Here is a 26,420-nt window from a genome sequence, read left to right as displayed (position 1 = left end):
GCCATTTTTAGACTTATTTAGCGATTGGATAAACAGATACTTGTTTCTTATCGCGGCCTTTACGTTCGAAGCGTACAACGCCTTCTACTTTAGCGTAAAGGGTATCATCTCCACCACGACCTACGTTAGCTCCTGGGTAGATTTTAGTACCACGTTGGCGGTAAAGAATTGAACCACCTGATACAGTTTGGCCGTCAGCAGCTTTCGCACCAAGGCGTTTTGCTTGTGAGTCACGACCGTTTGACGTTGAACCTCCACCTTTTTTGTGGGCGAATAGTTGCAAATTAGCAAGATTCAAGTTTAACATGTGTTATTCCTCCAAAATTCTGTGATAAATGTTGTTTAGCTAGACCGCAATTATGCGTTGATAGCGTTGATAACAACTTTTGTATATGGTTGACGGTGACCTTGTTTGCGGTGGCTACCTTTTTTAGGTTTGTACTTGAAGGTAACAACTTTCTTTTGTTTACCTTGTTTTTCAACTGTACCAACTACAGTAGCGCCAGCTACAAGTGGAGTTCCGACAACAGTCTTCTCACCACCGACGAGAACAACTTCTTCAAAAGTTACTTCTTGACCTGCTTCAACGTTTAACTTTTCAACGTAGACAGCTTGACCGACTTCAACCTTAACTTGTTTGCCGCCAGTTTTAATGATTGCGTATGTGCTCATTATGCACCTCCTATGATTTTTGGGCCAGGCCCGAATTTATTGTGAAGACTCGCCTAGTACCGTGGGACGAACCACTTGAACGGTATTCGTGCGGTTGCACAGGATGTGTGCATAGTCAACCAATAGAATATACCATAAAACACCTGCTATTGCAAGTGTTTTGTGTAATTTATCTCAAGTTTTTTTTACATTTCAAAAGCTTCGCTCTCTTGCTTATTAGGCAAAAACAAGGCTAAGAGGATTCCAAGGATTGCCGGCAGCAACCAGGACAAGGACTGGTTGGCTAACGGAAGGCTAGCAAAGAAGGAAGATAGAGCTGTCCAGCCAAATTTTGAAGCCATTACTTCTACCAAGGACATGACTGTTACCAGTCCGACTGTCAAGCGCATCCCATAAACAGATAGGGGAAGAAACTTGTTGACAATGGTGATCATAACGATACAAATCGTCGTTGGATAAAGCACCAAGAGAACAGGGATTGAAAAAGCAATGATTGTGTTCAAGCCAAGATTAGCGATAGCAAAGCCAATCAAGGTAAAAATTGTCGCATACGTTTTGTAAGACAAGGCTGGAAACCGCTCATTGAAGAACTCACCAGTTGATACAATCAAACCTACCGTTGTGGTAAAGCAAGTTACCGTTACCATGGCTGCTAGAAAAATCTGAGCTCCAGGTCCGAAAATTTGCTGGGTTGCTTGGGTCAACACATAAACACCTTTATTGACATCTGATGCCATGACCTCTGCAGGAATTGGAAAACGATTGCCCAAGTAGGCAAGTCCGATATAAAGCGCACTAAAGGCAACTGTTACAACTGCTCCTACAATCCAAATGGTTGAAACATATTCTTTTTTGCTTGAAAAACCGAGCTGTTTCAAGGTATTGACCGCAATAACACTGAAAGCAACCGAAGCCAAGGCATCTAAGGTATTATAGCCTTCGATAAATCCTGTACCAAACGCCTGACCACCGGTATAGGCATCGCTAGCGGGCATTGGATTGTTTTTACCGTAGGCAATAAAACCAAGAACAACCAAAACCACAATTAACAGAGCAAAAACAGGCGTCAGGATACGACCAATTCGGTTCAAAATCTTTGAGGGATTGAGAGCAATGAGATAGGCCGCTACGAAGTAAAGGGCTGTAAAAATCAAAAGGGCTAGCTGAGCATTCACCCCTCCTAAAAGTGGGGCAATTCCCATATCAAAAGAGGTAGTCGCTGTTCTAGGAATGGCAAAGAATGGGCCAATAGCCAAGTAAAGAGCAACTAAATAAACTGTTGCAAACCAGGGTGATATTTTCCGTGAAATCTCATGGACATAGCCTTTGGGATTCAGAGTACCGATGACCAAGGTCAAAACAGCAATACCAACTCCTGAAACAACAAAACCGCTAACCGCAGGCCAAAACGCATCCCCCGATAGGGCACCAAGTGCAGGAGGAAAAATCAAGTTTCCCGCACCAAAAAATATACCGAACAGGAGCAAGCCTGTCAGTGATCCTTTTTTCATATTCTCTCCTTTATTTAAACAGATTAACGACCTATTATATCATATAAAACCGGTTTCAAAAAGGCTAACGACTCATACTTTTCAAAAATCAACCCCTCCTATCCGTTCAACCAAGTTCACAAGCCTCTGCTACAAATAGCAAAATCTTCCTTAATAAAAAACAAACAGGTTTCAAGTTTCTGATAACCAGAACCCAAAACCTATTCGCTTATTTTCATGAATGATTGCTAGATTACCCTAACTCTCCCAATAATGAAGAAGAAAATGTTTAGCCAGACTCTTCTCCTTGATATGATTGCCCATACCAATATAGAGTACCGTCTTACGCATTAGAGGAGTTCATCAATCAGAGTATCCAGCACGTCCTTGACTTCTCCTTTAGGTGTGATTTCTGTCACGATAATGCCTGCAACCGCTCGTTCAATCAATCCTTCTACGTCCAAGCGTGCTTCATATTGCTCAACGTTTTTTATCTTGGGATTGGTTTTAGGTCTGTCTGGTGCGAAAATCGTACAACAATCTTCAAAAGGTTGGATAGACAATTCAAAGGTATCGATTTCTTGAGCAATGTCAATAATTTCTAGTTTATCCATGGTGACAACAGGACGAATAACAGGTGTTGTCGTCACTGCATTGATCGCCTGCATAGACTCTAATGTCTGGCTGGCAACCTGTCCCAGACTTTCCCCGTTGATGATGACCATGCCAGAGCGCTCTTCGCGGATACGGTCTGTAATCCGCAACATAAAACGACGGGTTAAGGTCATCAAATAAACCTCTGGTGTTTTGTTTTTAATCTCTTCCTGAATCTCGGTGAATGGCACTTCGATGAAGCGAATATTTCCTCCGAAAGCTGTCAGTTTTCTGGTTAGGTCTTGGGCCTTCTTCAGTGCTCCTGGACTTGTATAAGGCGGACTAGCAAAATGAACCGCCTCAATCTCTACTCCACGTTTGAGGGCCAGGTAGCCTGCAACAGGGGAATCGATACCGCCCGATAGCATCAGCATCCCTTTACCAGAAGTTCCAACAGGCAGACCGCCTGCTCCTTTGACTTCCTCGTGAGAAATATAGGCCGCATCTGGACGAATTTCTACCCTTAGAGTAATGTCAGGCGACTTCATTTGAACCTGAACATTCGGAATGGCTGTAAAGACCGCATCTCCCAGTACTTGGTTGAGCTCACGACTGTCCAGTTCAAAACCGTGATCACTGCGACGAGCTGCGATTTTAAAGGTCATTCCTTCTTGATAGATGTTTTTCATAATAGCCTGAACTGCATCTTTCAAGGCTGGAACAGATTTCTCAACCTTGTAAGAAGGGGCAAAATTTTGAATCCCAAAAATCTTTTTCAGAGAGGCTGAAACCAGCTGATAATCAGCACCGTTCAGATAGACATGTCCCCGGTCACGGTCAAAATAAACTGTCACTTCTGGGTAGATAGCTAGGGCTTCTTGAATATTTTGGCGGAGTTTGTTTACAAAACGCATCTTGTTCTTGCCTTTAGTAGACAGCTCGCCATAGCGGATCATAATTTCTGAATATTGCATTTCATCGTACTTTCTTAGTGTTGGTATAAATTTGTTTGAAGATGGTCAAAAATTGCTCGATTTGCCCCATATCATTGTCGCCGTCAAGACTGATGCGAACAGCTGTCTGGGCTAGTTTTTGTGGAACACCCATAGCTATAAGGGTTCCTGCCGGTTTACCTGCCTTAGACGAACAAGCTGAAGTTGTTGAAACATAAATCTGGTGTTCTTCAAAGGCATGAACGATGACCTCACCGCGGACATTTTTGATACCAAATGTTAAAATATTTGGAACAAACTCCTCCATCCCTGAGAAGACGGTCACATCCTGATAAGAATCAAGCTCCTGCAAAAGAATTTGCTTCATGGCAGTCAGTTTTTTCTGCTGTTCTTGCGCCTTGTCCAGACTGAGACGCAAAGCCTTGGCAGTCGCTGCAATACCGGCTACATTTTCGGTTGTAGAGCGTTTATCCGACTCCTGACCGCCTCCCATCAAAAGCGGCGTAATCTTTTTGCCAGACTTAATATAGACAAAGCCCACTCCTCGAACCGAATGGAATTTATGGCCAGAAAATGTCGCAAAGTCTACGCGATCCGTCAGGAACAGATCCGTAGAAAGCTTGCCGATTGCCTGTACTGCATCCACATGGAATGAAATGGTTGGCTTGTCTGCTAATAGTTCCGAAATTGCTGAAATAGGTTGGATAGAGCCTATTTCATTGTTAACAGCCATGATGGAAATTAAAATCGTATCCGGTCGAATGAGAGCCTCTAAACGGTCAAGGTCTACAAAGCCGTTTTTGTCGACAGGTGCCAAGTCAACTTCAAACCCTTGGCTGTTCAGCCACAGGGCAGCTTCTTTTACAGCTGGATGTTCAATTTCAGAAACAATGATGTGTTTCCCCAAGTGCGCTTTTTCAAAAGCCACACCTTTTATCACCCAGTTGTCTCCTTCTGTTCCACCAGAGGTAAAAAAGATTTCCTTGCTATTTTTTCCCAAAAGCTCCGCAATCTGCTTACGAGAGGCTTCTAAAATCCGACTTGCCTGACTGCCTAAATTGTGGAGGCTTGAGGGATTTCCCCAGATTCTACTTGCGACTTCCGTGTAGGTCTGTAAGACCTCTGGGTAAACCGGTGTCGTCGCTGCATTGTCAAAATAAATCATGTTTACTTCCTTTTCTACAATAGATTTATTTTATCATGTTTAGGGGAGTTCTGCCAAACTTTAAGATAGATTTAACCTTTATCCCCTATTCTAGTGATAAATAGGAGGAAGAAACCATGCCAACTAGGAAAACCAAGTCACCTACTTCAGCCGCTAAAAAAGGGCTGTCATCCCTACAAAAAACCTTAACGTTTATCGGCTCCATTCTCGGGATTATCACAGCCAGCATCACCATTTATAGTTTCAGTTCCAGAGCCCAAACCAATTCGGGGGAAACCAATACTTCTACAACGGTCTACATTGTCCCATCTACTTCTGAAGAAAGTAGCCAGACTACTACCGAATCCAGTCAAGAAGCTAGTACAACAACTGAAACAACCACCACTATTAGTCAAGAAACAACTAGTTCTACTGACAACCAAGAAAGTGTCACCAGTACCGAAGCAACTTCTGATGCGGTCAGTGGCGCCAGTCAATCTTCTGACCAATGATAAAAAACAGTGACTATTCAACATCTTTTAAATACAAGATTTCTTAAAAGCACCAAATCCCCTCTTTTGGTGCTTTTATCCATTGTTCTATCATGTGTACAAGCTCCTCCAAGAAAGGAAAGCTTATCACTAGCCTTATCAAGCAAACGATTTGAACTATAAGATTTTTTTCAATTCATCCAAGTCCTCTTGACTAGTTGACCAACTGGTTATTAGGCGAATAACAGTGTGGGTTTCGTCATATTTTTCCCAAAAGGAATACAGCAAACCAGCTTCTGTCAAACGTGGCAGTTCTTGGTTGTCTAGGATGATAAACTGCTGATTGGTCGGTGACTTGAGATAGAACGAATATCCCTTTTCTTCCAAGATAACTTTCATTTGCTCAGCCATTTCAATACCATGTCGCCCCAGCTCCAAGTAAAGGTTATCACTAAATAAACAATCGAACTGGATTCCTAACAATCTTCCCTTAGCCAGTAATGCACCGTGTTGCTTGACGATTGTCGTAAATTGCTTGGGTTGATTGTTTTTCGTAAATACGATTGCTTCACCCATCAAAGCCCCTAACTTGGTTCCTCCGATGTAGAAAACATCTGTCAGCTCTGCAATTGCTGCCAGATCTAAATCTGCATCCTTTGCTGCCAAAGCATATCCTAGACGTGCCCCATCCAAGAACAGGGGAATATCGTAGGTACGACAAATTTCAGCAATCTCCGTCAGTTCTTTCTTGCTATAAAGCGTTCCATACTCTGTCGGATGAGAGAGATAGACCATGCCCGGAAATACCATATGGCTATGGTTGGCATCGGCATAGAAATCCTCTAGAAGCTCTTTAATATCCGCAGCAAAAATCTTTCCTTCCTGATGAGGGAGAGTCAGCACTTTATGACCAGAAAATTCGATAGCGCCGGCCTCATGGCTAGCAATGTGACCAGTATCGGCAGCAATGACTCCCTCATAAGACTGCAACATGGCGCTAATAACTACCTGATTGGTCTGAGTTCCCCCTGTCAAAAAAGTCACCTGTGCATGCGGACATGCTGTTGCCAGCCGGATTTTTTCAATAGCGGCTTGAGAATAGCTATCGAAACCATAGCCTGAAAGACCTTGGTGATTGGTTGCCAGTAAGGCTTCAAGGATAGCAGGATGGGCACCTTTGTTGTAGTCATTTTCGAAGTGTAGCATGAAAAAGTCCTTTCTAAATAGACAAGAAAGGAGCTGGATAACCCAGCTCCTTATTCTAATCCACCCTGAGGGAATCGAACCCCCATCTCAAGAACCGGAATCTTACGTGATATCCATTACACTAAGGGTGGAAAGAAAAACTTGCTCTAGGCAAGTTTTATCGCGGAATTACAATTCAATGTCACCGAACAAGTCAGCCATTGAGAAACCAGATTGTGTTTCTGGCAATTCGTAATCACGTTTTTCTTCACGTTTTTGACGGCGTGGACGTGGTGCACGTTTTTCAGCTTTTTCTTCGCCTTCAGCTGGAGCAGGACGCTCTTCCAAGGCTTTGATAGAAAGAGATACACGTTCATCAGCAGCATTCACTTCAAGAACCTTAACAGTTACATCTTGACCAACTGACAAAGCGTCTTTTGGATTTTCAACACGTTTGTGTGAAATTTGTGAAATGTGAACCAAACCATCGATACCTGGCAATACTTCTACAAAAGCACCAAAGTCAGTCAAGCGTTTTACTTTACCTTCGATAACATCGCCGGCTGCCAATTTTTGCTCAACGCCGTCCCATGGACCAGGCTGTGTAGCTTTCAATGACAGTGATACGCGACCTTCTTCTTCGTCGATAGCAAGAACTTTTACTTCAACTTCTTCACCAACTGTTACAGCTGATTTAGGAGAAACGTTGCGCTCATGTGACAACTCAGTCAAGTGAACCAAACCATCAACACCACCGAGGTCGATAAAGGCACCAAAGCTAGTGATACGAGCAACCTTACCAGTTACTACTTCACCAACTGCCAACTTACCAAATACTTCGGCACGCGCTGCTGCAGCTGCTTCTTCAACAACTTCACGACGTGACAAGATGAAGCGGTTTTCAGCTGGGTCAACTTCTTTGATTTTTGCATCAAATTCTTGACCTACAAAACGCTCAGTGTTACGAGTGAAACGGCTGTCGATCATTGAAGCTGGAATGAAACCACGAAGTCCTTCAAATTCAACTGAAAGACCACCCTTAACAGCACGAGTAACTTTAACGTTTACTACTTCGCCTTCACGGCCAACCAATTTATCCCAAGCCTTGCGTGCTTCCAAACGTTTTTTAGATACAAGATAGGTAACAGTGTCTGTATCTTTACCAACTACTTGGCGAAGTACAAGCAACTCAAGCGTTTCACCAACTTTAACAAGGTCGTTGATGTCAGCATCGCGGTCGTTTGTCAACTCACGAAGAGTCAAGACACCTTCTACACCAGTTCCTGCAATCGCTACGTTTGCTTGACCAGCATCAACGGTCAATACTTCAGCAGTAACCACATCACCAGGTGTAACTTCACTTACACTGTTCAACAAATCTTCAAATTCGTTCATTAAATAAACCTCCGACAATCAAGTCTTTCGACTCAACATAAAATATATTTTATTAAGGCACACGCAAGGACAAACAACAATATGACATCTTTGACGAACTAGAGTTTCCTCTAGTACCTTGACTGGGGTAGCTGGATTCGAACCAACGCGTGAGGGAGTCAAAGTCCCTTGCCTTACCGCTTGGCGATACCCCAAAAAAGAGATACAATTCATTTCTTTGCTAGTCACAAGAAATTGAACTCGTGATTAGTTTCTTAGGAAAATAGATAACCTTCCTTGAGTGTAAACACTCAGCGTCAGTCAGCTAATTTTCTACAGAAATTTCTGGTAAACCAGAACACATCTCGTATCTAAGTTGAACACGGACTAAAATCCTAGTGAAAAAGATAAACTTCCTTGTGTGTTTGGCACACTGCGTCAGTTTCCTATTTTCATACGGATTTCTTAACGTCTTTTGTATCCTGTTCAATGGAAAGAGAGGGATTCGAACCCCCGAACCCGTAAGGAGCGGATTTACAGTCCGCCGCGTTTAGCCTCTTCGCTATCTTTCCGCAACACTAACAGCCACTATTCTAACATAAAATAGTGACTATTTCAAGTACTTAATTGCTCAAATTGTAATTTTCGATAACATTTCCGACCGCTTTTTCAAGGTTTTTATAAAAGCTTTCGGTATTTCCGTTTTTGACAACAGCAAAATTGTTCTCTTCTAATTCTGCAATTTCACCGATGGTTTTTTTACCAATCACCAGACGATAGCCTGAAAACTCTTGTCCATTCACAAGAACCGCGCTATCTTCTAGTTGAATTTCAATCTTTTTGTCTTTTTTACTCATAAAATTGATGAAGGCTCATTCTACATACTCAGATATCTATTTCCGAACAATAGACCTTCTCTTCCTTTCTTTGCTCACTTTCTCCATTTTACACGAAATGAAGAGAGCTTGCAAGTGCAAGCCCTTTTCTTTTAATCAACTGTTACAATCCAACCAGCGGGAGCTTCACGGTCTCCGAATTGAATTCCTGTCAACTCATCATAGAGCTTACGCGTTACGGGCCCAACCTCTGTTTCACTGTAAAAAACATGAAGTTTGTCATCAATTTGAACACCGCCGATAGGTGAGATGACTGCTGCTGTTCCGCAGGCACCAGCTTCTACAAACTGATCTAGTTCTTCGACAAGGATTTCACGTTCCACCGCCTTCATTCCCAGACGATGCTCTGCCAAATAGAGGAGAGAATATTTGGTAATGGATGGTAGAATGGATGGACTAATCGGGGTAACAAACTCATTGTCAGCCGTAATTCCAAAGAAGTTTGCTGATCCTACTTCTTCAATTTTGGTATGAGTTGCAGGATCCAGATAGATTACATCAGAAAAACCTTGCTGTTTAGCAAACTGACCTGGAAGGAGGCTGGCCGCATAATTCCCTCCCACCTTAGCTGCTCCTGTTCCATGTGGAGCTGCCCGGTCATACTTGTCTTGGATGAGGAAGTTGGTCGGTGCAAGCCCACCTTTGAAGTAGTTGCCCACAGGCATAGCAAATACAGTAAAAATATACTCATCCGCTGGTTTAACGCCGATAATATCGCCGATACCAATCAAGAGCGGACGAAGATAGAGGGTCCCGCCACTTCCATAAGGAGGAACATAATCGGCATTGGCTTTAACGACTTCTTTACAGGCTTGAATGAACAGGTCTGTCGGCACCTGTGGCATGAGGAGGCGATCTGCGGTACGTTGTAGGCGTTCGGCATTCTGATCTGGACGAAAGAGCTGGAGATGGCCGTCCTTGGTGCGGTAGGCTTTGAGTCCTTCAAATGCTTGCTGACCATAGTGGAGGGCTGGCGAGCTTTCTGAGATATGCAAGGTGGCATCCTCGGTCAAGCTGCCTGGCTGCCACTGCCCATTTTTGTAGTAGGCCATATAGCGGTAAGGTAGTTTCATATAGGCAAAACCTAGGTTTTCCCAGTCAATTTGTACAGTCATAGCGATTCTCCAAACTTATTTTTTACTATTTTACTATTTTTAACCTTGATTTTCAATTAAAAATTCAGAAAATTTTGTGAATAAGACCACTGCTATTGTTCAAAGACGACTTCTAATTGAAGGTCCGAAGAGATGGACTTGAATAAGTTATGATAATAGTTTTGGGCTGATTCCTTGATGTCGTCTTCATATTGGGTAAGAAAACTTGTTTGTTCAGCCGACTTGAATTCATCCGTAACTAATTGGCCTGTATCGATTTCTTCCGTTGTAAAACTGAGAATATCTCCACTTTTATCATAGAGAATATAGGGTTCTTTGGCATCTAGTTCCAAGCCGATCACCTGAAAACTTGGAACAGTGATGCGGTATCGCTTTTCTCCAGTCTTCTCAATCGTTACTGGACTTTTTATCCCAAACTTTGCTTTATAGTTAACGATGAGTAAGGCTGATTTTTCTGAGAAGGGCATCTCTTGTCCAAATAAGATGGTGTAGTTCTTGGCAGTGATTATTTTTTGAACGGAGGTATTTAAAAATACAAGTTCGTTTACCTGCTCAATATATTCAATTGTTGTGCTGACTTTTGCTTCGCTTTGCTTTTCCATAGAGCCGCTCAGATAGCCGTACCCCCACATACTCAGAAGGCCAAGTAAAACAGCCACAACGACCCATAGATAGACCTTTAGTTTAAAAAATGTTTTGATAAAATACATAAAACCTCCTTGCATGTTTACTAGACTCTAGCAAAAAGACTGCTCATAGAGCAATCTTTGCCTGCTATTTTGTCCAAGAGAACAAAACTTCTTCATCTGATATGGTGTCAGAAATAAAACTACCATTGCTCGTCCGCTCAGAAAGAGTCAAGTTAGCCAAGTTTTTCTCAATCACTTGCCCTGTCGTAGTGGTCACAAGAAGGAGTTGCTCCTTGCTGCTTTCTACCTCAGTAGCAAATAAATCGAGTTCTGCTCCGCTATTATCCGAGAATACTGGCCCCGCCGCAAAGACACGGTGGGGTTTGCTTTTGAGTTCACGCAGCACTTGCAAGCCTCGTTTTGCGCGGCTAGTCACTGGAATATCATCTGTTGCCATCCGTTTCAAACTGCCACGCTGGGTCAAGATGTAGATGCTGTTAGTATTGCTTAAAAAGGCCGCCACTACATGATCGTCGTCCTTCAGATTGATGGCTTTGACACCAGCTGCTTTGGCTCCGATAATCGGTACTTCTGATATGGAAAATCGCAGAGCGTACCCTTTTTGTGTGATAATCATGACATCATCCAAAACTACTGGTGATACTGCAACAACCACGTCTTCTGCTTCTTTGAGTTTGGCATACCTAGTTGACTTGGATTTATAGGTTCTCCAAGGAGTAAATTCCTTACGCTCCACACGCTTGATTTGTCCTAATTTTGTGGCCGCGAAATAAGTACCCTGATCAAAATTGTCAACCAGCTCAGCATAAATAATCTCCTCATTGGTTTCAAAGTTGGTCAGAGATTGACTGAGGTGCTCGCCGATATCTTTCCAACGGATGTCGGTCAACTCGTGTACCGGCCGGTAGATGACATTTCCTAGATTGGTAAAGAGCAAGAGGTGCTGAGTCGTCTTGGCTGGAGCTAGAAATACCAACAGGTCATCATCTCGTTTGCCCATTTCTTCTACTGTTGACGCGTTGAAGGATCTCGGACTAGTCCGTTTGATATAACCTGCCTTGGTCACGCTGACAAAGGTTTCTTCCTCGACAATTAGACTGGCTGTGTTGATTTCAATGGTTTCAGCCTGGTCTTGCAACTCACTCAGACGCGGAGTGGCGAATTGTTTTTTGATGTCACGGAGTTCCTTTTTCATCAGGTTAAACATGGTGCGCTCGTCACCGATAATGGCTGCCAGAGTTTGAATCTGCTCGCGCAAGGCTGCTTCTTCATTTTCCAGCGTAACGATGTCCGTATTGGTTAGACGATAGAGTTGCAAGGTCACAATAGCTTCGGCCTGCTCCTCGGAGAAATCGTAGCTAACCTTGAGATTTTCTTTTGCATCTGCCTTATTATCAGAAGCGCGGATAAGAGCGATAATCTCATCCAGAATCGAAATAACTCGAATCAAACCTTCCACGATGTGCAGGCGTTTTTCTGCCTTAGCCTTATCAAATTTGGAGCGAGCAATGATAATCTCACGCCGATGAGCGATATAGCTAGACAAAATTTTCTGCAAACCAACCTGACGTGGGGTGAAGTGATCAATTGCCACCATGTTGAAGTTGTAATTGATCTGTAAATCAGTGTACTTCAAGAGATAGTTGAGAATGGTCTGGCTATCTGCATCCTTTTTAAGCTCAATCGCAATCCGTAAGCCTGTTCGATCCGACTCATCACGAACTTCTGCAATCCCTGGAACACTATTTGCCACCCGGATTTTATCCATTGAGGCAACCAATTCGCTTTTTTTCACACCAAAAGGAATTTCTGTTACAAGAATCTGCTCGCGACCTGCCTTGAGTTTTTCAATTTCGCAACGGCTGCGAACGACCACTCGTCCCTTACCTGTTTCGTAGGCTTTTTTGATTTCATCTGCCCCTTGGATAATGCCGCCGGTTGGAAAATCTGGCCCTGGTAAAAATTCCATCAGTTTTTCCAACTTAGCCGACGGATGGTCAATCATGTAGACAACCGCATCAATCACTTCGGCAAGATTATGGGATGGAATATCTGTCGCATAACCAGCAGAAATCCCGGTTGCCCCGTTGACAAGCAGGTTTGGAAACGCGGCTGGTAAAACCGTCGGCTCTTTTTCTGTATCGTCAAAGTTCCAGGCAAAAGGTACCGTCTTTTTCTCTATATCCTGCAATAAAAAGCCAGCTATTTCAGAAAGACGCGCCTCGGTATACCGCATCGCTGCCGGTGGATCGTCATCAATAGAGCCGTTATTTCCATGCATTTCAACCAAGATTTCTCTATTTTTCCAATCTTGGCTCATACGAACCATGGCATCATAAATAGAGGAATCACCGTGTGGGTGGAAATTCCCCATGATATTACCAACTGACTTGGCTGACTTACGGTAGCCCTTATCAAAGGTATTGCCGTCCTTATTCATCGAATACAGGATACGGCGCTGAACAGGCTTCAAGCCATCGCGAATATCAGGCAGGGCCCGCTCCTGAATGATGTATTTGGAGTAGCGACCAAAGCGCTCTCCCATGATGTCCTCAAGGGACATGTTTTGAATATTGCTCATAAGATACAAAGGGACGGTTCGGCTTACCGAAAAATTCCGTAGGAAAATAGAAAATCGACCGATGATACACATCTAAGGAGATTTATCTTTTCACTAGGAATTTAGTCCCGTGTTCAGTTAGGGTTAACTGAACGTTCCTTTCTTATTTATTCGTACTAAAAGGAATATTCCTTTTTCTATTTTGATACTGTTCACCGTGGTAAACGTATCATGAGGAACAAGATTATCACAGAAATGATGTAAGAACAATCAGTTTCTTTTGTCATCTCCAGACGATATTCCCACCACCCCATGTCTTAAACCGATTCAATAAAAGTCAGCTCTTAAAATACCGTACTTTCTTCCAAGGTAAACTTAACATTATCCTCAATCCATTGGCGGCGCGGGGCTGGTTTATCTCCCATGAGGATGGAGACTCGGCGTTCTGCCCGAGCTAGGTCTTCAATGGTCACACGGATAAGGGTGCGGCTTTCTGGATTCATGGTCGTTTCCCATAGTTGATCCGCATTCATTTCCCCGAGCCCTTTGTAGCGTTGGAGAACAGCACCTTTGCCAAATTCGCGGCGAAGGTCTTCGAGTTCGCCATCTGACCATGCGTAGGCGATTTTTTCAGTCTTACCTTTTCCCTTACTCATCTTATAAAGAGGTGGAAGGGCGATGTAGATATGACCGTTTTCAACTAGAGGGCGCATGTAGCGATAAAAGAAGGTCAAGAGGAGAGTTTGGATGTGGGCACCATCCGTGTCCGCATCAGTCATGATAATCACTTTATCGTAGTTGATGTCTTCAAGGCTAAAATCTGCGCCGACACCAGCTCCAATGGTATGAATCATGGTATTGATTTCTTCATTCTTTAGAATATCTACCATCTTGGCTTTTTCAGTATTCAAAACCTTACCGCGAAGAGGAAGAATGGCTTGGAACTTACGGTCACGACCTTGTTTGGCTGAACCGCCCGCTGAATCTCCTTCGACCAAATAAAGTTCATTTTTCGCAGGGTTTTTGGATTGGGCTGGAGTTAACTTGCCGGATAAAAGCCCCTTATCTTTTTTATTTTTCTTACCGTTGCGTGATTCGTCACGAGCTTTTCGGGCTGCCTCGCGAGCATCTCTGGCCTTGATGGCCTTGCGAATGAGATTAGAAGCTAGTTCGCCGTTTTCTAAAAGAAAATAGGTTAATTTGTCTGAAACAATTCCATCGACAACAGGACGAGCCAAGGGGCTGCCTAGTTTGTCCTTGGTCTGCCCTTCAAATTGTAGGTGTTCTTCAGGAACTAGGATAGATAGGACCGCTGAGAGACCTTCACGATAATCAGAGCCTTCCAGATTCTTATCCTTTTCTTTGAGCAGATTTATCTTGCGTGCGTAGTCGTTCATAGCCTTGGTCAGGGCAGTTTTAAGGCCTGTTTCATGAGTTCCGCCGTCTTTGGTGCGAACATTGTTGACAAAGGATAGGATGTTATCAGAATAGCCATCATTGTACTGCATGGCCACCTGAACTTGAAATCCAGACTCTTCTCCCTCAAAGTAGAGGACTGGGGTCAGTGTTTCCTTGTCTTCATTCAAATAACTGACAAAATCCTGCACACCATTTTCGTAGTGGTAGTCTACTTCTTCGCCGCTACGCTCATCCTTGAGGCAAAGAGTCACTTCTTTGAGCAAGAAGGCAGATTCTTTCAAACGATCTGCAATGGTGTTGAATTTAAAATCAGTCGTTGAAAAGATGGTATCATCAGGCATGAAGGTTACTTTGGTACCCGTTTTTGATTTTGGTGCAGAACCTATCTTTTCTAAACCTGTTACCGGTTTTCCACCTTGTTCAAACCGTTGTTTGTAGACGGAGCCTTCACGGGTAATTTCAACCTCTAACCAACTAGATAAGGCATTGACCACCGAGGAGCCTACACCGTGAAGTCCACCTGAGGTTTTATAGCCTCCTTGTCCGAACTTACCGCCTGCGTGAAGTACAGTAAAGATGACCTCAACGGTCGGTTTTCCTGTTGCGTGCATCCCGACTGGCATGCCACGTCCACGGTCAGCGACTGAGAGGCTGCCGTCCTTGTTAATGGTCACTTCTATGCGGTCACCGAATCCGGATAGGGCTTCGTCTACCGCATTGTCAACGATTTCCCAAACCATGTGGTGGAGTCCGTTTCCGTCTGTCGAGCCAATGTACATCCCTGGACGTTTGCGGACAGCATCCAATCCTTCTAGCACCTGAATGGCGTCGTCATTGTAATTATTGATGGTAATTTCCTTCTTAGCCAAAATTGACCTCCAGTCATTTTATCCTAACTATATTACCAAAAAAAGGGGTCACTATGCAAGATTTTTCCCTTCCTACCCTAGATGTGGTATAATGGGAAAATGATGATGAATATCTTATTTTTATTGATTGCATATTTATTAGGTTCTATTCCATCTGGACTTTGGATTGGAAAAATTTTCTTCAAAAAGAATATTCGAGAGTATGGTTCTGGCAATACAGGAACCACTAATACCTTTCGAATACTCGGTCCAAAAGCTGGAACCGTAGTCTTTCTCATTGATTTCTTAAAAGGAACCTTGGCTGCTTTGTTGCCACTGCTGTTTCAGTTAGAAGGCATTTCACCAATTATCTTTGGGCTCTTGGCTGTTCTGGGCCATACCTTCCCAATCTTTGCACAGTTTAAAGGCGGAAAGGCTGTCGCAACTTCCGCGGGAATGTTGATGGGAATTGCTCCTGGATTCTGCCTCTTCCTGCTATTGATTTTTATGACCTCGCTCTATCTGACATCCATGGTGTCCTTCTCTAGTGTTCTAGCCGCCGCAGTTGCTTTGGTCGGGGTACTTCTATTTCCTGCCTTTGGCTTTATCCTGCCGAGCTACGACTTGCTCTTTACCTTGATTATTCTTTTCCTAGGAAGTTTTGTTATCATCCGACACATAGATAATATTAAACGTATCCAGAAAAAAGAAGAAAATTTAGTTCCCTTCGGATTAAATTTAACCAAACAAAAAACAAAATAGTTTTCTTAACTGCCAACTCGCTGGCAGTTTTTTTCAACAATGAACAATAAAAGACGAACAAGCTTGGTTTGGTTTCTTGTTCGCTTTTATTTTTTATGCAATTTTCTAAAATTTACATACCGCTTACTGATACTCTTTGCGTTTAGCTGCTGCAAATCCTAAGCCGACTAATCCCAGACCAATGAGGGAAAGAGCATAGCTCGCTGAATCACCTGTGTTTGGCAAGGTTGGTTTCTTGCTTGTTACTGCTTTATCAGAGTTTGATGCGCCACCCGCACCTTGCGCTGGATCGCTGATAGGTTTAGGTGTTCCTTGATTATTTCCAGATTGATCCACTGGTGGGTTAGCAGGATTTGACGCTGCATTGGCAGGATCCGTTCCATGAATATGCTCTACATAGTCTGGATAGGTATCGCCATCTGTGTCTAGTGTTTCTGAAACAGAGTACAGGCGACTAGCAGGATTCACTACTTCATACTCCTTAAGCAAGCCCAAGTCAGCTACCTTTTTGAGATAATCTGCAAAGACACTATCCATAGAAGGGCCTTCTTCACGCGCACCTCCAAGCATTGTGTATCCATCTCCTCCAGCAGCCAAGAAGTCATTCGTTGCTAGGTAATAAGTTCCTTCTAATTTTAATGGTTGGAAGGTCTTCGTTGCCGGATCCCAAATAGAAATGTGAAGAACCCGTTGGCCAGCTTCGCGGTTGACGTCATAGTAGACTTGAGCACCAGATGTGTGAAGGAAACCTCCGCTTGCTTCAAGCAATGGCAGACCGTTCTCGTCCAGAACAACCGCTCCAGTTGCTTTATCCACTTGATGTGGAGCAGAAACTGATTTTTCAAACATGGCACGAATCTGCTCGCCTGTCACTGTAATTTGTGAAATACTGTTACCAAATGGCAGAACAGCAATAATATCTCCTTTGGTAACCGGTTGATCCTTGGCAATGGTTGCACGAAGTCCACCACCATTTGTGACTGCCAAATGGGACGGATTGCTAAAGCCGGTTTGTCCATAATCATAGATAGCATCTGTCACGATATTACCAAGGTTGGTTTCGCGAACACGAACATTTGAGCGTTCACCGTTGAGTTCAACAGGATTAGTGTCAATGACTACTTGTGCATTTTCTGCTTCGTATTTGGCTTTGATATCAGCAACGAGGGCTGCAATTTTAGCATCAGGCTCTACATCTTTGACATCAGCAGCTTTAATCATACTCGTTTCTGCCAAAAGTTGGCCAGATTTAAGGGTAATTTTGCCAATGTTATTTAAGTAAGAACCTGTTTGGCTATACGTTACATTTGAACCATAGGTCGTAGATTCGACGGTGTGAGAATGGCCATCAATAACAATCACTCGCTTGCCAGCTAGTTTTGCATTTTCTGCAAGTGCTTGGGCAAGTGTTGAGCCACGCCATGCTTCTGGTGTTGTAGTATCTACTCCAAGGTGAGCCAAAATAATATAATTTTTATAAACAACCCCTTCTGCTTGCGCACGCGCTTCCACTTCATCAATCACTAGGTTTACCTCAGTAATTGGCTCTGTAAACACAACATTCTCGACATTCTTTGGATGGGTCTTCGTAGCTGTTTCTGGTGTGGTTACACCAATCACAACGAACTCATCACCTTTTACTGTTGTGTCTTTATCGATAACAGTAGAGGCCTCAAACAAACGTGCTCCATTCACATAAGTATTGGCACTCAATAGTGGGAATTTCAAGGTTTCTTTATACTTAACAGCCTGTTCCAAACCAAAGTCAAACTCATGGTTACCAACAGCCATGGCATCATAGCCCACTTGGTTCATGATGTTTGCGCGGTCTTCCCCTTGTGTGCTATTTGAAATCGGCATTCCTTGGAAAGCATCTCCAGCATCCAAGACCAAGGTGACAGGTTCTTTAGCACGCTCTGCTTCAATAACTGCTGCCGCTTTTGCATCCCCCATTACTCCACGGTCTTCCAAGATGCGACCATGAACGTCGTTGGTATGGAGGATAACCGCATCAACTGTGTCTGCTACTGGCTCAGTTTCTGTTGTAGTTTCTGTTGTAGTTGCTGCCACTGGCTCTGTTGAAACGGTTGATGCCGCTCCTTCAGTGGTCGTGTTTGTCGGTGCCGCTGTTGTTTCAACCGTCACAGATGGAGTCGCTTCCTGAGCTTCAACATGCTGTGACAAAACAAAGGGAGCTAACAAGAGCGTTGACAAGACAGGTAGGAATAAATCTTTCTTTTTCATACAAAATCCTTTCGTTTTTTGAATTCCTTTCACTATTATACTCTTTTTTCACAAAAACAACAAAAATTGAAATCCTTTACAGAGAAAAATGTTCGAGAAAAAACAGCTCAAATAATTATCGAGCTGTTTAGACGCTATTACTTACCGTAAACCAATTGTCCATCTGCAATGGTGTAATGCACGACTCCCTTGAGGCGGTCGCCGATAAATGGTGAGTTGCTAGATTTTGAAGCAAATTGATCAGAAATAATTCGTTCGGCTGCTGGATCGAAAATAACAAGATCGGCCGGGCCATTTTTGGCCAGATAACCTGCCTCCAGGCCGTAAAGTTTGGCTGGGTTGATGGTCATTTTTTCTAGCAATTCCAGAAGCGTTAAGTGACCTTCTTCCACCAGATGAGTCAAACCTAAGGATAGAGAGGTTTCAAGACCTGTCATGCCTGAAGGTGCTTTGGTCAAATCGGCAACATTTTTCTCATCTGCATGATGTGGGGCATGGTCGGTAGCAATTAAGCTGATAACTCCCGATTTAAGCCCTTCAATAACAGCTAAACGATCAGATTCTAGGCGCAGGGGAGGATTCATCTTAGCATTGGCACCCTTGGTAAGCAGCAAATCCTCTGTCCGAGAGAAATGCTGGGGAGCTACTTCTGCCGTAACTTTGGCCCCAAGCTTTTGGGCAAAAGCGACAACCTCAACAGACTCAGCCTTAGACAAGTGCTGGATATGCACTCGAGCTCCTGTTTCATAGGCAATCATGACATCACGGGCAATCATACTATATTCGGCAACACCCGTCGCCCCACAAACGTGAAAGTGTTTTTCAGCCACAGATTCGTTGAGTCCTAATACACCATTTAGCTGTGGATCTTCCTCGTGCAAACTGAGAAAGGTATCGTGTTTCTTGGCTAGTTTCATAGCTTCCCTAACCACACCAGCGTTCGTCAACGGGATTCCATCATCTGAAAATGCCACTGCTCCATTTGCTAAAAGGGCTTCAAAGTCAGTTAGATTTTCTCCATCAAATTCCTTGGTAATGGTCGCGACTGTATGGATATGAATATTCTCCTTGGCAGCAGATGCCAAAACTTCCTTCAGAGTTTCAACGCTTGAAATCGTCGGACTGGTATTAGCCATCATAACTACTGAGGTAAAACCACCAGCTGCTGCAGCCAAGGCACCCGTATGAATGTCTTCCTTGTGGGTCTGCCCAGGTTCACGGAAGTGAACATGAACATCCACCAAGCCAGGGGCAACTACTAATCCCGTCGCATCAATGACCTCTGCTTCAGAAGCTACGATATTTTCTGCAATATCAACAATGACTTTTCCTTCTAAAAGAACATCACAAACCTGATCCAAGCCTGATTGAGGATCAATCACGCGACCATTTTTTATCAACAACATAGCAACTCCTTTACTCATAAAAAACGACACTATGGTCTTGTAAACTATTCTCAGTATAGGTAAACTTTGCCGAGAAAAAGGGACGATTGTCCAATATCCAACGAAGAAAGATGAGGTCACCCTCCCAAGTTGGTTTCTGGAGAACTTCTTCATAGGGAACCCACTCTAAGCTTCCCTCGTCACAGTCTTTGATACTTCCCTCAAATGCTGTCACTTTAAAAACATAGGTATACCAGTCCTGATTTGGTGTGAAATCAGGAAACGTAATCACACCACATAGTTTCATGTCTGTCGCAACCAAACCTGTTTCCTCGAAGATTTCCCGCTTGGCACAGTCTTCTGGACTCTCACCTTTTTCAAACTTCCCGCCCACACCTATCCACTTACCGGCATGAACATCTTGAGGCTTTTTATTGCGATGGAGTAGGAGCAATTCCTTTCCATTATCTACATAACAAATTGTTGCAAGTTTGGTCATGAGCGAATCCAGTCTATTGGTTGGCTACCAGCTTTTTCAAGAAAAGCATTGGCTTGTGAAAAAGGACGACTGCCGAAGAAACCGCGATAGGCTGATAAAGGGCTGGGATGAGCCGATTCCAGAATCAAATGATGTGAGTTGGTAATCAAAGCTTTTTTCTTACGAGCATAAGACCCCCAAAGGATAAAGACAACAGGTTGCTCCAAACGGTTGACCACCTTGATAATAGCATCCGTGAATGGCTCCCAAATCAGCCCTGCATGTCCATTTGCATGGCCTGCTGGTACTGTTAAACAGGCGTTGAGCAAAAGAACTCCCTGCTCTGCCCATGAGGTTAAATCGTGACTCTTTTTAACACCGACATCTTCTGCCAACTCCTTTAGGATATTTTGCAAAGAAGGCGGAGCGGGTACCCAATCTGGTACAGAAAAGGATAAGCCCTGTGCCTGGTCTGGCCCGTGATAGGGATCTTGACCAAGAATAACCACCTTAACTTCTTCCAAATGACTGGTCTGAATAGCTGCAAATACTTTTTCACGCGGAGGATAAACGGTACCCTGACTATAAACTTGATTTAAAAAATCGTTGATACGAGCAAAATACTGTTCTGGCAATTCTGCCTTAATCAAATCATGCCATTTTGAATGCTGCATAGAAAACTCCTTTATCGGTTACTTCTTGCTCTTTTCCTTGACGAGATAAACCGGCCGCTTCTTGGTTTCCATGAAAACCTTAGACAAATACTTACCAAGAATACCAATGGTCATTAGTTGCAGACCACCTAAAAACAAAATGATACAGATAGTTGACGGCCAGCCGATAGTTGGATCTCCAAAAACCAAGGTCTTTATTACAACAAAAATCATCATCAAAAGCGATAAGATAAAGGTGAAGAAACCTGTATAGGATGCGATATTTAAGGGCATATCAGAAAAGTTGATAATCCCTTCAATAGAGTAGGATAGAAGACTCCAGAAGGACCAACTGGTTTGACCGGCTACACGTTCCACGTTTTCATATGGCAGATACTCCGTCCGAAAACCTACCCAGGCGAAAATCCCCTTGGAGAATCGATTGTACTCAGAAACTTCCAAAATCCCGTCCACCATGGGCCGGCGCATGAGTCGAAAATCGCGCGCACCGTCCACCACTTCCACCTGACTAATCTTGTTCATAATTCGATAAAACAGTTTTGCAAAAAAACTACGGATAGGTGGCTCTCCATCACGGCTAACTCGTCTAGTCCCCACACAATCTAAGTCTGGATCTGCATCCAACATAGCCTTCATGTCCATCAGCATTTCAGGTGGATCTTGCAAATCAACGTCCATGACCGTCACAAGTTCTCCGCTCGCTTCTTTCAGACCGGCATAGAGGGCTGCCTCCTTCCCGAAATTACGGGAAAAAGAGAGATAGTGAACCTGCTGATCCTGAGCAGATAATTCTCTCAAGACTCTCAAGGTGCCATCTTTGGAACCATCATTGATAAAAATATATTCAAAAGTTTCTTGCATCTGCAGACGAACCTTTTCCATCGCCTCATAAAACAAAGGGATGGCTTCTTCTTCATTGAAGCAAGGAACGATGACTGAAATCATAATGTATTCTCCTTATTGAGCCAAGTAGCAAGTCCGATACTTGACAGCAAGATAATTTGTGGTAAAAACTGGATGAGATAGCGGGTCTTGCCTCCTTCAAATACCATGAGAAAGAGGATGCCTCCAAAAATAGTCAGTAAATGATAATTGAGCTGGCGGTACCTTCTGTACTTCCAGACAGGTATAAAGGCACCCAAAGCCATCACGATCCAAATAGGCTGTTTGATTAGCTTATAGAAAACATAAGATGGGCTGTCGTATTCTATAATGAATTTACGAACCCATTCCGCCAAAGCATTATCCTTGGTATAAACATACAAAGGTGACACGAAGGCTGACTTCTCTTTCTCTGGCGCAGTGTAAAGCCAGTTCAAACTGCCATCAAAAAGGGTTCGTTTCAACTTGTAGAGGATATGGGAAGAAAAGCTGACTATCGTATATTCTGATAAACGACGCTTGATCTCTTTCCATTCGTTCTCATTAGAGAACATCCCATTGTTATAGTTGCCTCTCTCAGATTCTGGAACGTACTGCAAGAGGCCTTTTTTCATATCCCCTTGATCACTGCCAGAATAGGTCAAGCCCAAGTTGATAAAGGTTAGCCAGGATTTGGCTAATTCCTCTTCCTGCCTAATGACAACTTCATTTTGGTGCTGCTTGATAAAACTATTGAGCCCCATGGTTATCCCAAAACTTAAGCCGAAAATGAGGACAAGCTGAATCAGCTTCTTCCACGACTTTTCCAAAAACAGCAAGATGAAAAAGGCGATGGTGGAAATAGCTCCTGTCGGTCGAAAAATCAAGGCTAGAGTCGTCACCCCTCCAAGAGCAGCGACCTTTGTAACAGATACCTGCTTGTCCCTAATAATCCCCATGGTTAGATAGGTTTGAAGGGCCAGGAAAGGCAGACCAGTCAAATCTGTGTAGGTTTGGATGACATAAGGCGAAAATCCAAGCAAGAGCAAATAAAGACTAAAGGCTACATCTGCACTGGTTTGATTAAAATATGTTTGAGCCGTCTTATATAAAATCCAAGCTGTCCCATTGATGTAGAGCATCCCAAGAAGCTGCAGAACCCAAATAGCCTTGTATCCAAACAGATGATAGAGGCTTCTGGCATAAAGAAACATGGATAAATTATTTGGATTGCGCGTCAAATAGTTGGATATGGAACTATCACTAATCAGCTCAAAAGCACCATTGATGACAACCGCCGCATCTCTGCGCACCAACAGGTTAGCCGAAAGAATGACAGCCAGCTGAAACACAACCGCGCAAATAGCCAAGACCTTCTTGTGCCTCATCAGCCATTGGAAAGCGGACAGGAGCTTCTCTCTGTGAAAAAATGCATAGGCAACCAAAGCCAGAAAGCCAATTGTTACCAACCACGATAGCTCAAAGAGATGCCACAAAGATACAGCAATCCAGAAGGCAAAAATGACCCACATTAGCTTTTGAATCATCTTAAAAAATAGATCGTACATACTATCCATTATAGCATGATATTCTTTATCAATCTAATAAAAATCGAAAAGGACGCCCAATTAAGCGCCCTCTGTCAATTAGTCTTGCCAGGTTTCCTGATTTTCCTTGAATTTTTTGAGCAGAGTCAAGCCGTCAGCGTTGATGTACCCTTGTACCTTAGCCACCTTGATTAGTTCGCTGTAATTTGATAAGGTCACCAATTTGACACCTGCATCCGCAAAGTTTTTAGCTGCCTTTGGCAACTCATAGGTGAAAATAGCTACCACACCGAGAACCTTTGCTCCTTCACGTTCTGCAGCTGCAACAGCATCCAATACAGAACCGCCAGTAGAAATCAGGTCCTCAATAACCACCATTTTCTGACCTTTTACGATGCGGCCTTCCACCTGATTGCCTGCTCCGTGGTCTTTTGGTTTACTGCGAATATAAGCAAAAGGCAGGTTCATCCGATCCGCAATAATGGCTCCGTGTGGAATCCCAGCCGTCGCCGTTCCCGCAATGACCTCCACATCCGGAAATTCTTCCTTGATTTTTTGGACAAATCCATCCTCAATCAAGGTTCTGGTATCTGGATAAGAAAGAGTGATGCGATTATCTGTATAGATAGGTGATTGAATGCCTGAAGCCCATGTAAAAGGATTTTCAGGTTGCAGATAAACAGCCTTGATGTCTAAAAGGTGTGATGCGATTTGTGTAGCTAATGTCATCTAATATTCCTGCTTTCTATATTAAAAATTAAATTCGTACGTTTTCTCAATGGCCATCGTAGCAAACGACCTGACAACCCCCAAAAAGGCTGACACCATTCGTGTTCCCTTATTGCCTTTGCAACGCACATTGTTGGTAAAATGTTCTGACTTGCCATCGTTGTAGCGGTAGGTAAAATCATCAAAGAATGCGTCTTTAGAAACGTCCCTTCCCAGTTCTACCTCCTAAATGAGTTCAATCCATGAATCGAAATATTGCTCCAAAAAATGCGTTGCTTCTTGGATATCCTCTTTTGTCAGCGTTTCATCTTGACTGGTGATAACAAACTTGTCTTCTACATCATCACGACGATGAATAATAGCAGCAAGTTTTCCTTTAAAAATAGAGAGTGGACCATTGACTGAATCAGAGATAATATAAGCATCCTGCTCCTCGCCATCTCCCGCTAGCAACCCCGGAATATAGCCGTAGTTAATGGGGTAAATGGTGCCAAAGGAATCCTGATAGCCCACTGGTCTATCAACAAGGACTTTGTAGTTCTTATTCAGCATTCCATTCCTCTTTGATCTGCTGGTAGGCCGCAACTGGGTCGTCAGACTGTGTAATCGGTCGGCCAACCACGATATAATCACTGCCAATCTGGTAAGCATCAAAAGGAGTCATCACTCGTTTTTGATCACCCACATCTGCGCCAGAAGGCCGTATACCTGGTGTCAGACATAGGAAATCTTTACCAGTTGCCTCCTTAATCAGAGCCACTTCTTGGGCCGAACAAACTACTCCATCCAGACCTGCTTCACGGGCTTTTTTAGCATAATGAACAACTGAATCCTGAAGGCTGCTTTGAATATTTTGATAGTCTCTCATCTGCTCTTCTGATGTGGAAGTCAGCTGGGTGACAGCGATTAGCAAAGCCTCCTGCCCCAACCCTTGTTTGGCCGATCTCATCATTTCAACCCCGCCTGCAGCATGAACATTGGTCATATCTACACCAAGTTTGGATAATACCCTCATGGCAGACTCAACTGTGTTTGGAATATCGTGCAGTTTAAGGTCCAAGAAGATTGAATGACCTAAAGATTTAATGTAGGTAATAATTTCTGGGCCAACAGCATAGTAGAGCTCCATACCAACCTTGACATAGAGTTTTTCCTGCTTGGAAAAAAGATGTAAGAAAGCCTTAACTTCCTCAAAAGAGGGAAAATCAAGGGCGATAATTGGGCGCTGTTCTCTCATGAAACTCCTTTCGTTTACACAAAAACCCCGTCAGAATGGACAGGGTAACACGAAAACGGATGGCTCTCATCCTTATTCATGATCCCTTGCAGCCTCTCTGGACTTTTTTTAAAGGTTTTTTCTTTCAATAATACTATTTTATTTTACCTTTGTCAATAAAAGACCTGCTTATTGCCTCAATTCCTTGCGAATGCCCGCACGAAGATTTTCCAAGCTGCTGATGCCATACTTGGCCATCACTTTCGGTAGGTCTTCTATGATAGTTGGACAAGCAAATGGATCCGTGAAGTTGGCCGTTCCAACACCGATAGCAGATGCCCCTGCAATCATCATTTCGATGGCTTTTTCTGCACTATCTATACCGCCCATTCCTATAATTGGCAGGTCAGTCGTCTGGGCCACTTGTCGGATGAGTTTGAGCGCCACCGGAAAAACTGCTGGGCCTGACATACCACCTGTACCATTAGCAATGATGGGCTTTCTCGTTTTCAGGTCAAAACGCATGCCTACCAAGGTATTTATCATGGTCAAACCTGCCGCTCCTGCATCTTCAGCAGCTTTTGCAACCTGTGTAATATCCGCCACACTTGGTGTCAGCTTCACATAGACTGGAACCTCCGAAGTACGAACAGCGGCTTGAACAGCGGCGTAGGCTAATTCAGGTACCTGACCGATTAGCAGTCCTTGATTACCATGATCCACATTGGGGCAAGAAATATTTAATTCAATAGCCTTGACATTGGGTGCCTGTGAAATTTTTCCAGAAACATAAGCATACTCTTCATTGGAAAAACCAGCCACATTGGCAATAATAGGCAAATCAGGAAAGTGCTGGGCCAACCAAGGTAGTTTTTCAGCCAAAACAGCATCAACACCGGGATTTTGCAGACCAATGGCATTGAGCATCCCAGCAGGCGTTTCTGCCACCCGCGGTGTGGGATTGCCGTAGCGAGGGTGTTGGGTCGTCGCCTTTATCATAATGGAGCCCAGCTTATCCAAATCAAAGTATTCCGCGTATTCCTGACCAAATCCAAAACAACCTGAAGCGGGAATAATAGGATTTTTTAACTGTAAGCCAGGCAGGGAAATTTCCAAAGGATTCTTTGTCATCA

General features: G+C 43.5%; 24 protein-coding genes, 3 tRNA genes and 1 other annotated feature. Of the genes, 2 read left to right on the top strand and 25 right to left on the bottom strand.

Annotated features, from left to right (window positions below; all coding sequences use genetic code 11):
* Positions 1 to 13 precede the first annotated feature (13 nt).
* The 5 genes from rpmA to INT76_RS01220 all read right to left on the bottom strand — a co-directional run bounded on the left by rpmA (position 14) and on the right by INT76_RS01220 (position 4,874).
* Positions 14 to 307, bottom strand: a complete 294-nt coding sequence (gene rpmA, locus INT76_RS01240; RefSeq protein ID WP_067089616.1) for a 50S ribosomal protein L27 — start codon at positions 305 to 307, stop codon at positions 14 to 16.
* Positions 308 to 357: 50 nt separating this feature from the next.
* The gene (gene rplU / locus INT76_RS01235; protein WP_212571322.1) at positions 358 to 672 is read right to left on the bottom strand and encodes a 50S ribosomal protein L21; all 315 of its coding nucleotides are present in this window, start codon (positions 670 to 672) and stop codon (positions 358 to 360) included.
* Positions 673 to 707: 35 nt separating this feature from the next.
* Positions 708 to 778, bottom strand: a sequence feature (ribosomal protein L21 leader region).
* Between the two features lie 79 nt (positions 779 to 857).
* Positions 858 to 2,183: a branched-chain amino acid transport system II carrier protein gene (brnQ, locus tag INT76_RS01230; protein WP_212571320.1), complete on the bottom strand. Its 1,326-nt coding sequence runs from the start codon at positions 2,181 to 2,183 to the stop codon at positions 858 to 860.
* Positions 2,184 to 2,512: 329 nt separating this feature from the next.
* The gene (thiI, locus tag INT76_RS01225) at positions 2,513 to 3,730 is read right to left on the bottom strand and encodes a tRNA uracil 4-sulfurtransferase ThiI (RefSeq protein ID WP_212571318.1); all 1,218 of its coding nucleotides are present in this window, start codon (positions 3,728 to 3,730) and stop codon (positions 2,513 to 2,515) included.
* 1 nt (position 3,731) lies between these two features.
* A complete protein-coding gene (locus INT76_RS01220) occupies positions 3,732 to 4,874 on the bottom strand; it encodes a cysteine desulfurase family protein (protein ID WP_212571316.1) in 1,143 nt (380 codons plus the stop codon).
* 116 nt (positions 4,875 to 4,990) lie between these two features.
* Here INT76_RS01220 and INT76_RS01215 point away from each other — a divergent pair, with 116 nt between their 5' ends.
* A complete protein-coding gene (locus INT76_RS01215; RefSeq protein ID WP_212571314.1) occupies positions 4,991 to 5,365 on the top strand; it encodes a DUF6556 family protein in 375 nt (124 codons plus the stop codon).
* A gap of 156 nt (positions 5,366 to 5,521) precedes the next feature.
* Here the strand turns inward: INT76_RS01215 and INT76_RS01210 are convergent, their stop codons facing one another.
* From INT76_RS01210 to parE, 10 genes are all read right to left on the bottom strand, one after another.
* Positions 5,522 to 6,550, bottom strand: coding sequence for a threonine aldolase family protein (locus tag INT76_RS01210; protein WP_212571312.1), 1,029 nt, complete (start codon positions 6,548 to 6,550; stop codon positions 5,522 to 5,524).
* Between the two features lie 59 nt (positions 6,551 to 6,609).
* Positions 6,610 to 6,681 (bottom strand) — tRNA-Arg (locus INT76_RS01205).
* A 37-nt stretch (positions 6,682 to 6,718) separates the two neighbouring features.
* On the bottom strand, positions 6,719 to 7,924 hold the full coding sequence (rpsA, locus tag INT76_RS01200) for a 30S ribosomal protein S1 (protein WP_212571310.1): 1,206 nt from the start codon (positions 7,922 to 7,924) through the stop codon (positions 6,719 to 6,721).
* 122 nt (positions 7,925 to 8,046) lie between these two features.
* Positions 8,047 to 8,118 (bottom strand) — tRNA-Gln (locus INT76_RS01195).
* 275 nt (positions 8,119 to 8,393) lie between these two features.
* A tRNA-Tyr gene (locus tag INT76_RS01190) sits at positions 8,394 to 8,475 on the bottom strand.
* 51 nt (positions 8,476 to 8,526) lie between these two features.
* Complete coding sequence (locus INT76_RS01185) at positions 8,527 to 8,760, bottom strand: DUF2969 domain-containing protein (protein ID WP_212571308.1); 234 nt, start codon at positions 8,758 to 8,760, stop codon at positions 8,527 to 8,529.
* A gap of 131 nt (positions 8,761 to 8,891) precedes the next feature.
* Positions 8,892 to 9,914, bottom strand: a complete 1,023-nt coding sequence (locus INT76_RS01180) for a branched-chain amino acid aminotransferase (protein WP_212571306.1) — start codon at positions 9,912 to 9,914, stop codon at positions 8,892 to 8,894.
* Positions 9,915 to 10,006: 92 nt separating this feature from the next.
* Complete coding sequence (locus INT76_RS01175) at positions 10,007 to 10,624, bottom strand: DUF4230 domain-containing protein (protein ID WP_212571304.1); 618 nt, start codon at positions 10,622 to 10,624, stop codon at positions 10,007 to 10,009.
* A 64-nt stretch (positions 10,625 to 10,688) separates the two neighbouring features.
* Positions 10,689 to 13,145 (bottom strand): DNA topoisomerase IV subunit A, encoded by a 2,457-nt coding sequence (parC, locus tag INT76_RS01170; RefSeq protein ID WP_212571297.1) that lies wholly within the window; start codon positions 13,143 to 13,145, stop codon positions 10,689 to 10,691.
* 323 nt (positions 13,146 to 13,468) lie between these two features.
* Positions 13,469 to 15,412 (bottom strand): DNA topoisomerase IV subunit B, encoded by a 1,944-nt coding sequence (parE, locus tag INT76_RS01165; RefSeq protein WP_212571290.1) that lies wholly within the window; start codon positions 15,410 to 15,412, stop codon positions 13,469 to 13,471.
* Between the two features lie 102 nt (positions 15,413 to 15,514).
* On the opposite strand from parE, the gene plsY reads away from it, so the two are divergent.
* Positions 15,515 to 16,153: a glycerol-3-phosphate 1-O-acyltransferase PlsY gene (gene plsY, locus INT76_RS01160; protein ID WP_428843984.1), complete on the top strand. Its 639-nt coding sequence runs from the start codon at positions 15,515 to 15,517 to the stop codon at positions 16,151 to 16,153.
* 123 nt (positions 16,154 to 16,276) lie between these two features.
* Here the strand turns inward: plsY and nt5e are convergent, their stop codons facing one another.
* From nt5e to INT76_RS01110, 10 genes are all read right to left on the bottom strand, one after another.
* Positions 16,277 to 18,397 carry a cell surface ecto-5'-nucleotidase Nt5e gene (gene nt5e, locus INT76_RS01155; protein WP_212571287.1) on the bottom strand — a complete coding sequence of 707 codons (2,121 nt, stop codon included), beginning with the start codon at positions 18,395 to 18,397 and terminating at the stop codon, positions 16,277 to 16,279.
* Between the two features lie 137 nt (positions 18,398 to 18,534).
* Complete coding sequence (locus INT76_RS01150) at positions 18,535 to 19,803, bottom strand: dihydroorotase (RefSeq protein ID WP_212571285.1); 1,269 nt, start codon at positions 19,801 to 19,803, stop codon at positions 18,535 to 18,537.
* Positions 19,804 to 19,813: 10 nt separating this feature from the next.
* A complete protein-coding gene (locus INT76_RS01145; protein ID WP_212571283.1) occupies positions 19,814 to 20,281 on the bottom strand; it encodes an NUDIX hydrolase in 468 nt (155 codons plus the stop codon).
* Positions 20,278 to 20,934, bottom strand: coding sequence for a uracil-DNA glycosylase (locus INT76_RS01140; protein WP_212571281.1), 657 nt, complete (start codon positions 20,932 to 20,934; stop codon positions 20,278 to 20,280). The genes INT76_RS01145 and INT76_RS01140 overlap by 4 nt, the downstream gene beginning before the upstream one ends.
* Positions 20,935 to 20,952: 18 nt before the next feature.
* On the bottom strand, positions 20,953 to 21,882 hold the full coding sequence (locus tag INT76_RS01135; protein ID WP_212572981.1) for a glycosyltransferase family 2 protein: 930 nt from the start codon (positions 21,880 to 21,882) through the stop codon (positions 20,953 to 20,955).
* Positions 21,876 to 23,363, bottom strand: a complete 1,488-nt coding sequence (locus tag INT76_RS01130; protein WP_249116162.1) for a glycosyltransferase family 39 protein — start codon at positions 23,361 to 23,363, stop codon at positions 21,876 to 21,878. The genes INT76_RS01135 and INT76_RS01130 overlap by 7 nt, the downstream gene beginning before the upstream one ends.
* 78 nt (positions 23,364 to 23,441) lie before the next feature.
* Entirely contained in the window at positions 23,442 to 24,071 is a 630-nt protein-coding gene (pyrE, locus tag INT76_RS01125; RefSeq protein WP_212571277.1) for an orotate phosphoribosyltransferase, read from the bottom strand.
* 225 nt (positions 24,072 to 24,296) lie between these two features.
* Positions 24,297 to 24,623 (bottom strand): inorganic diphosphatase, encoded by a 327-nt coding sequence (locus INT76_RS01120; protein WP_212571275.1) that lies wholly within the window; start codon positions 24,621 to 24,623, stop codon positions 24,297 to 24,299.
* Positions 24,613 to 25,308, bottom strand: a complete 696-nt coding sequence (gene pyrF / locus INT76_RS01115) for an orotidine-5'-phosphate decarboxylase (RefSeq protein WP_212571273.1) — start codon at positions 25,306 to 25,308, stop codon at positions 24,613 to 24,615. The genes INT76_RS01120 and pyrF overlap by 11 nt, the downstream gene beginning before the upstream one ends.
* Positions 25,309 to 25,476: 168 nt before the next feature.
* Positions 25,477 to 26,418, bottom strand: a complete 942-nt coding sequence (locus tag INT76_RS01110; protein ID WP_212571271.1) for a dihydroorotate dehydrogenase — start codon at positions 26,416 to 26,418, stop codon at positions 25,477 to 25,479.
* Positions 26,419 to 26,420: the final 2 nt, after the last annotated feature.

Source organism: Streptococcus oriscaviae (assembly GCF_018137985.1).
GTDB lineage: Bacteria > Bacillota > Bacilli > Lactobacillales > Streptococcaceae > Streptococcus > Streptococcus oriscaviae.
Note: the sequence above shows the minus strand (reverse complement) of the source record. Positions and strands in the feature narration are given on the sequence as shown.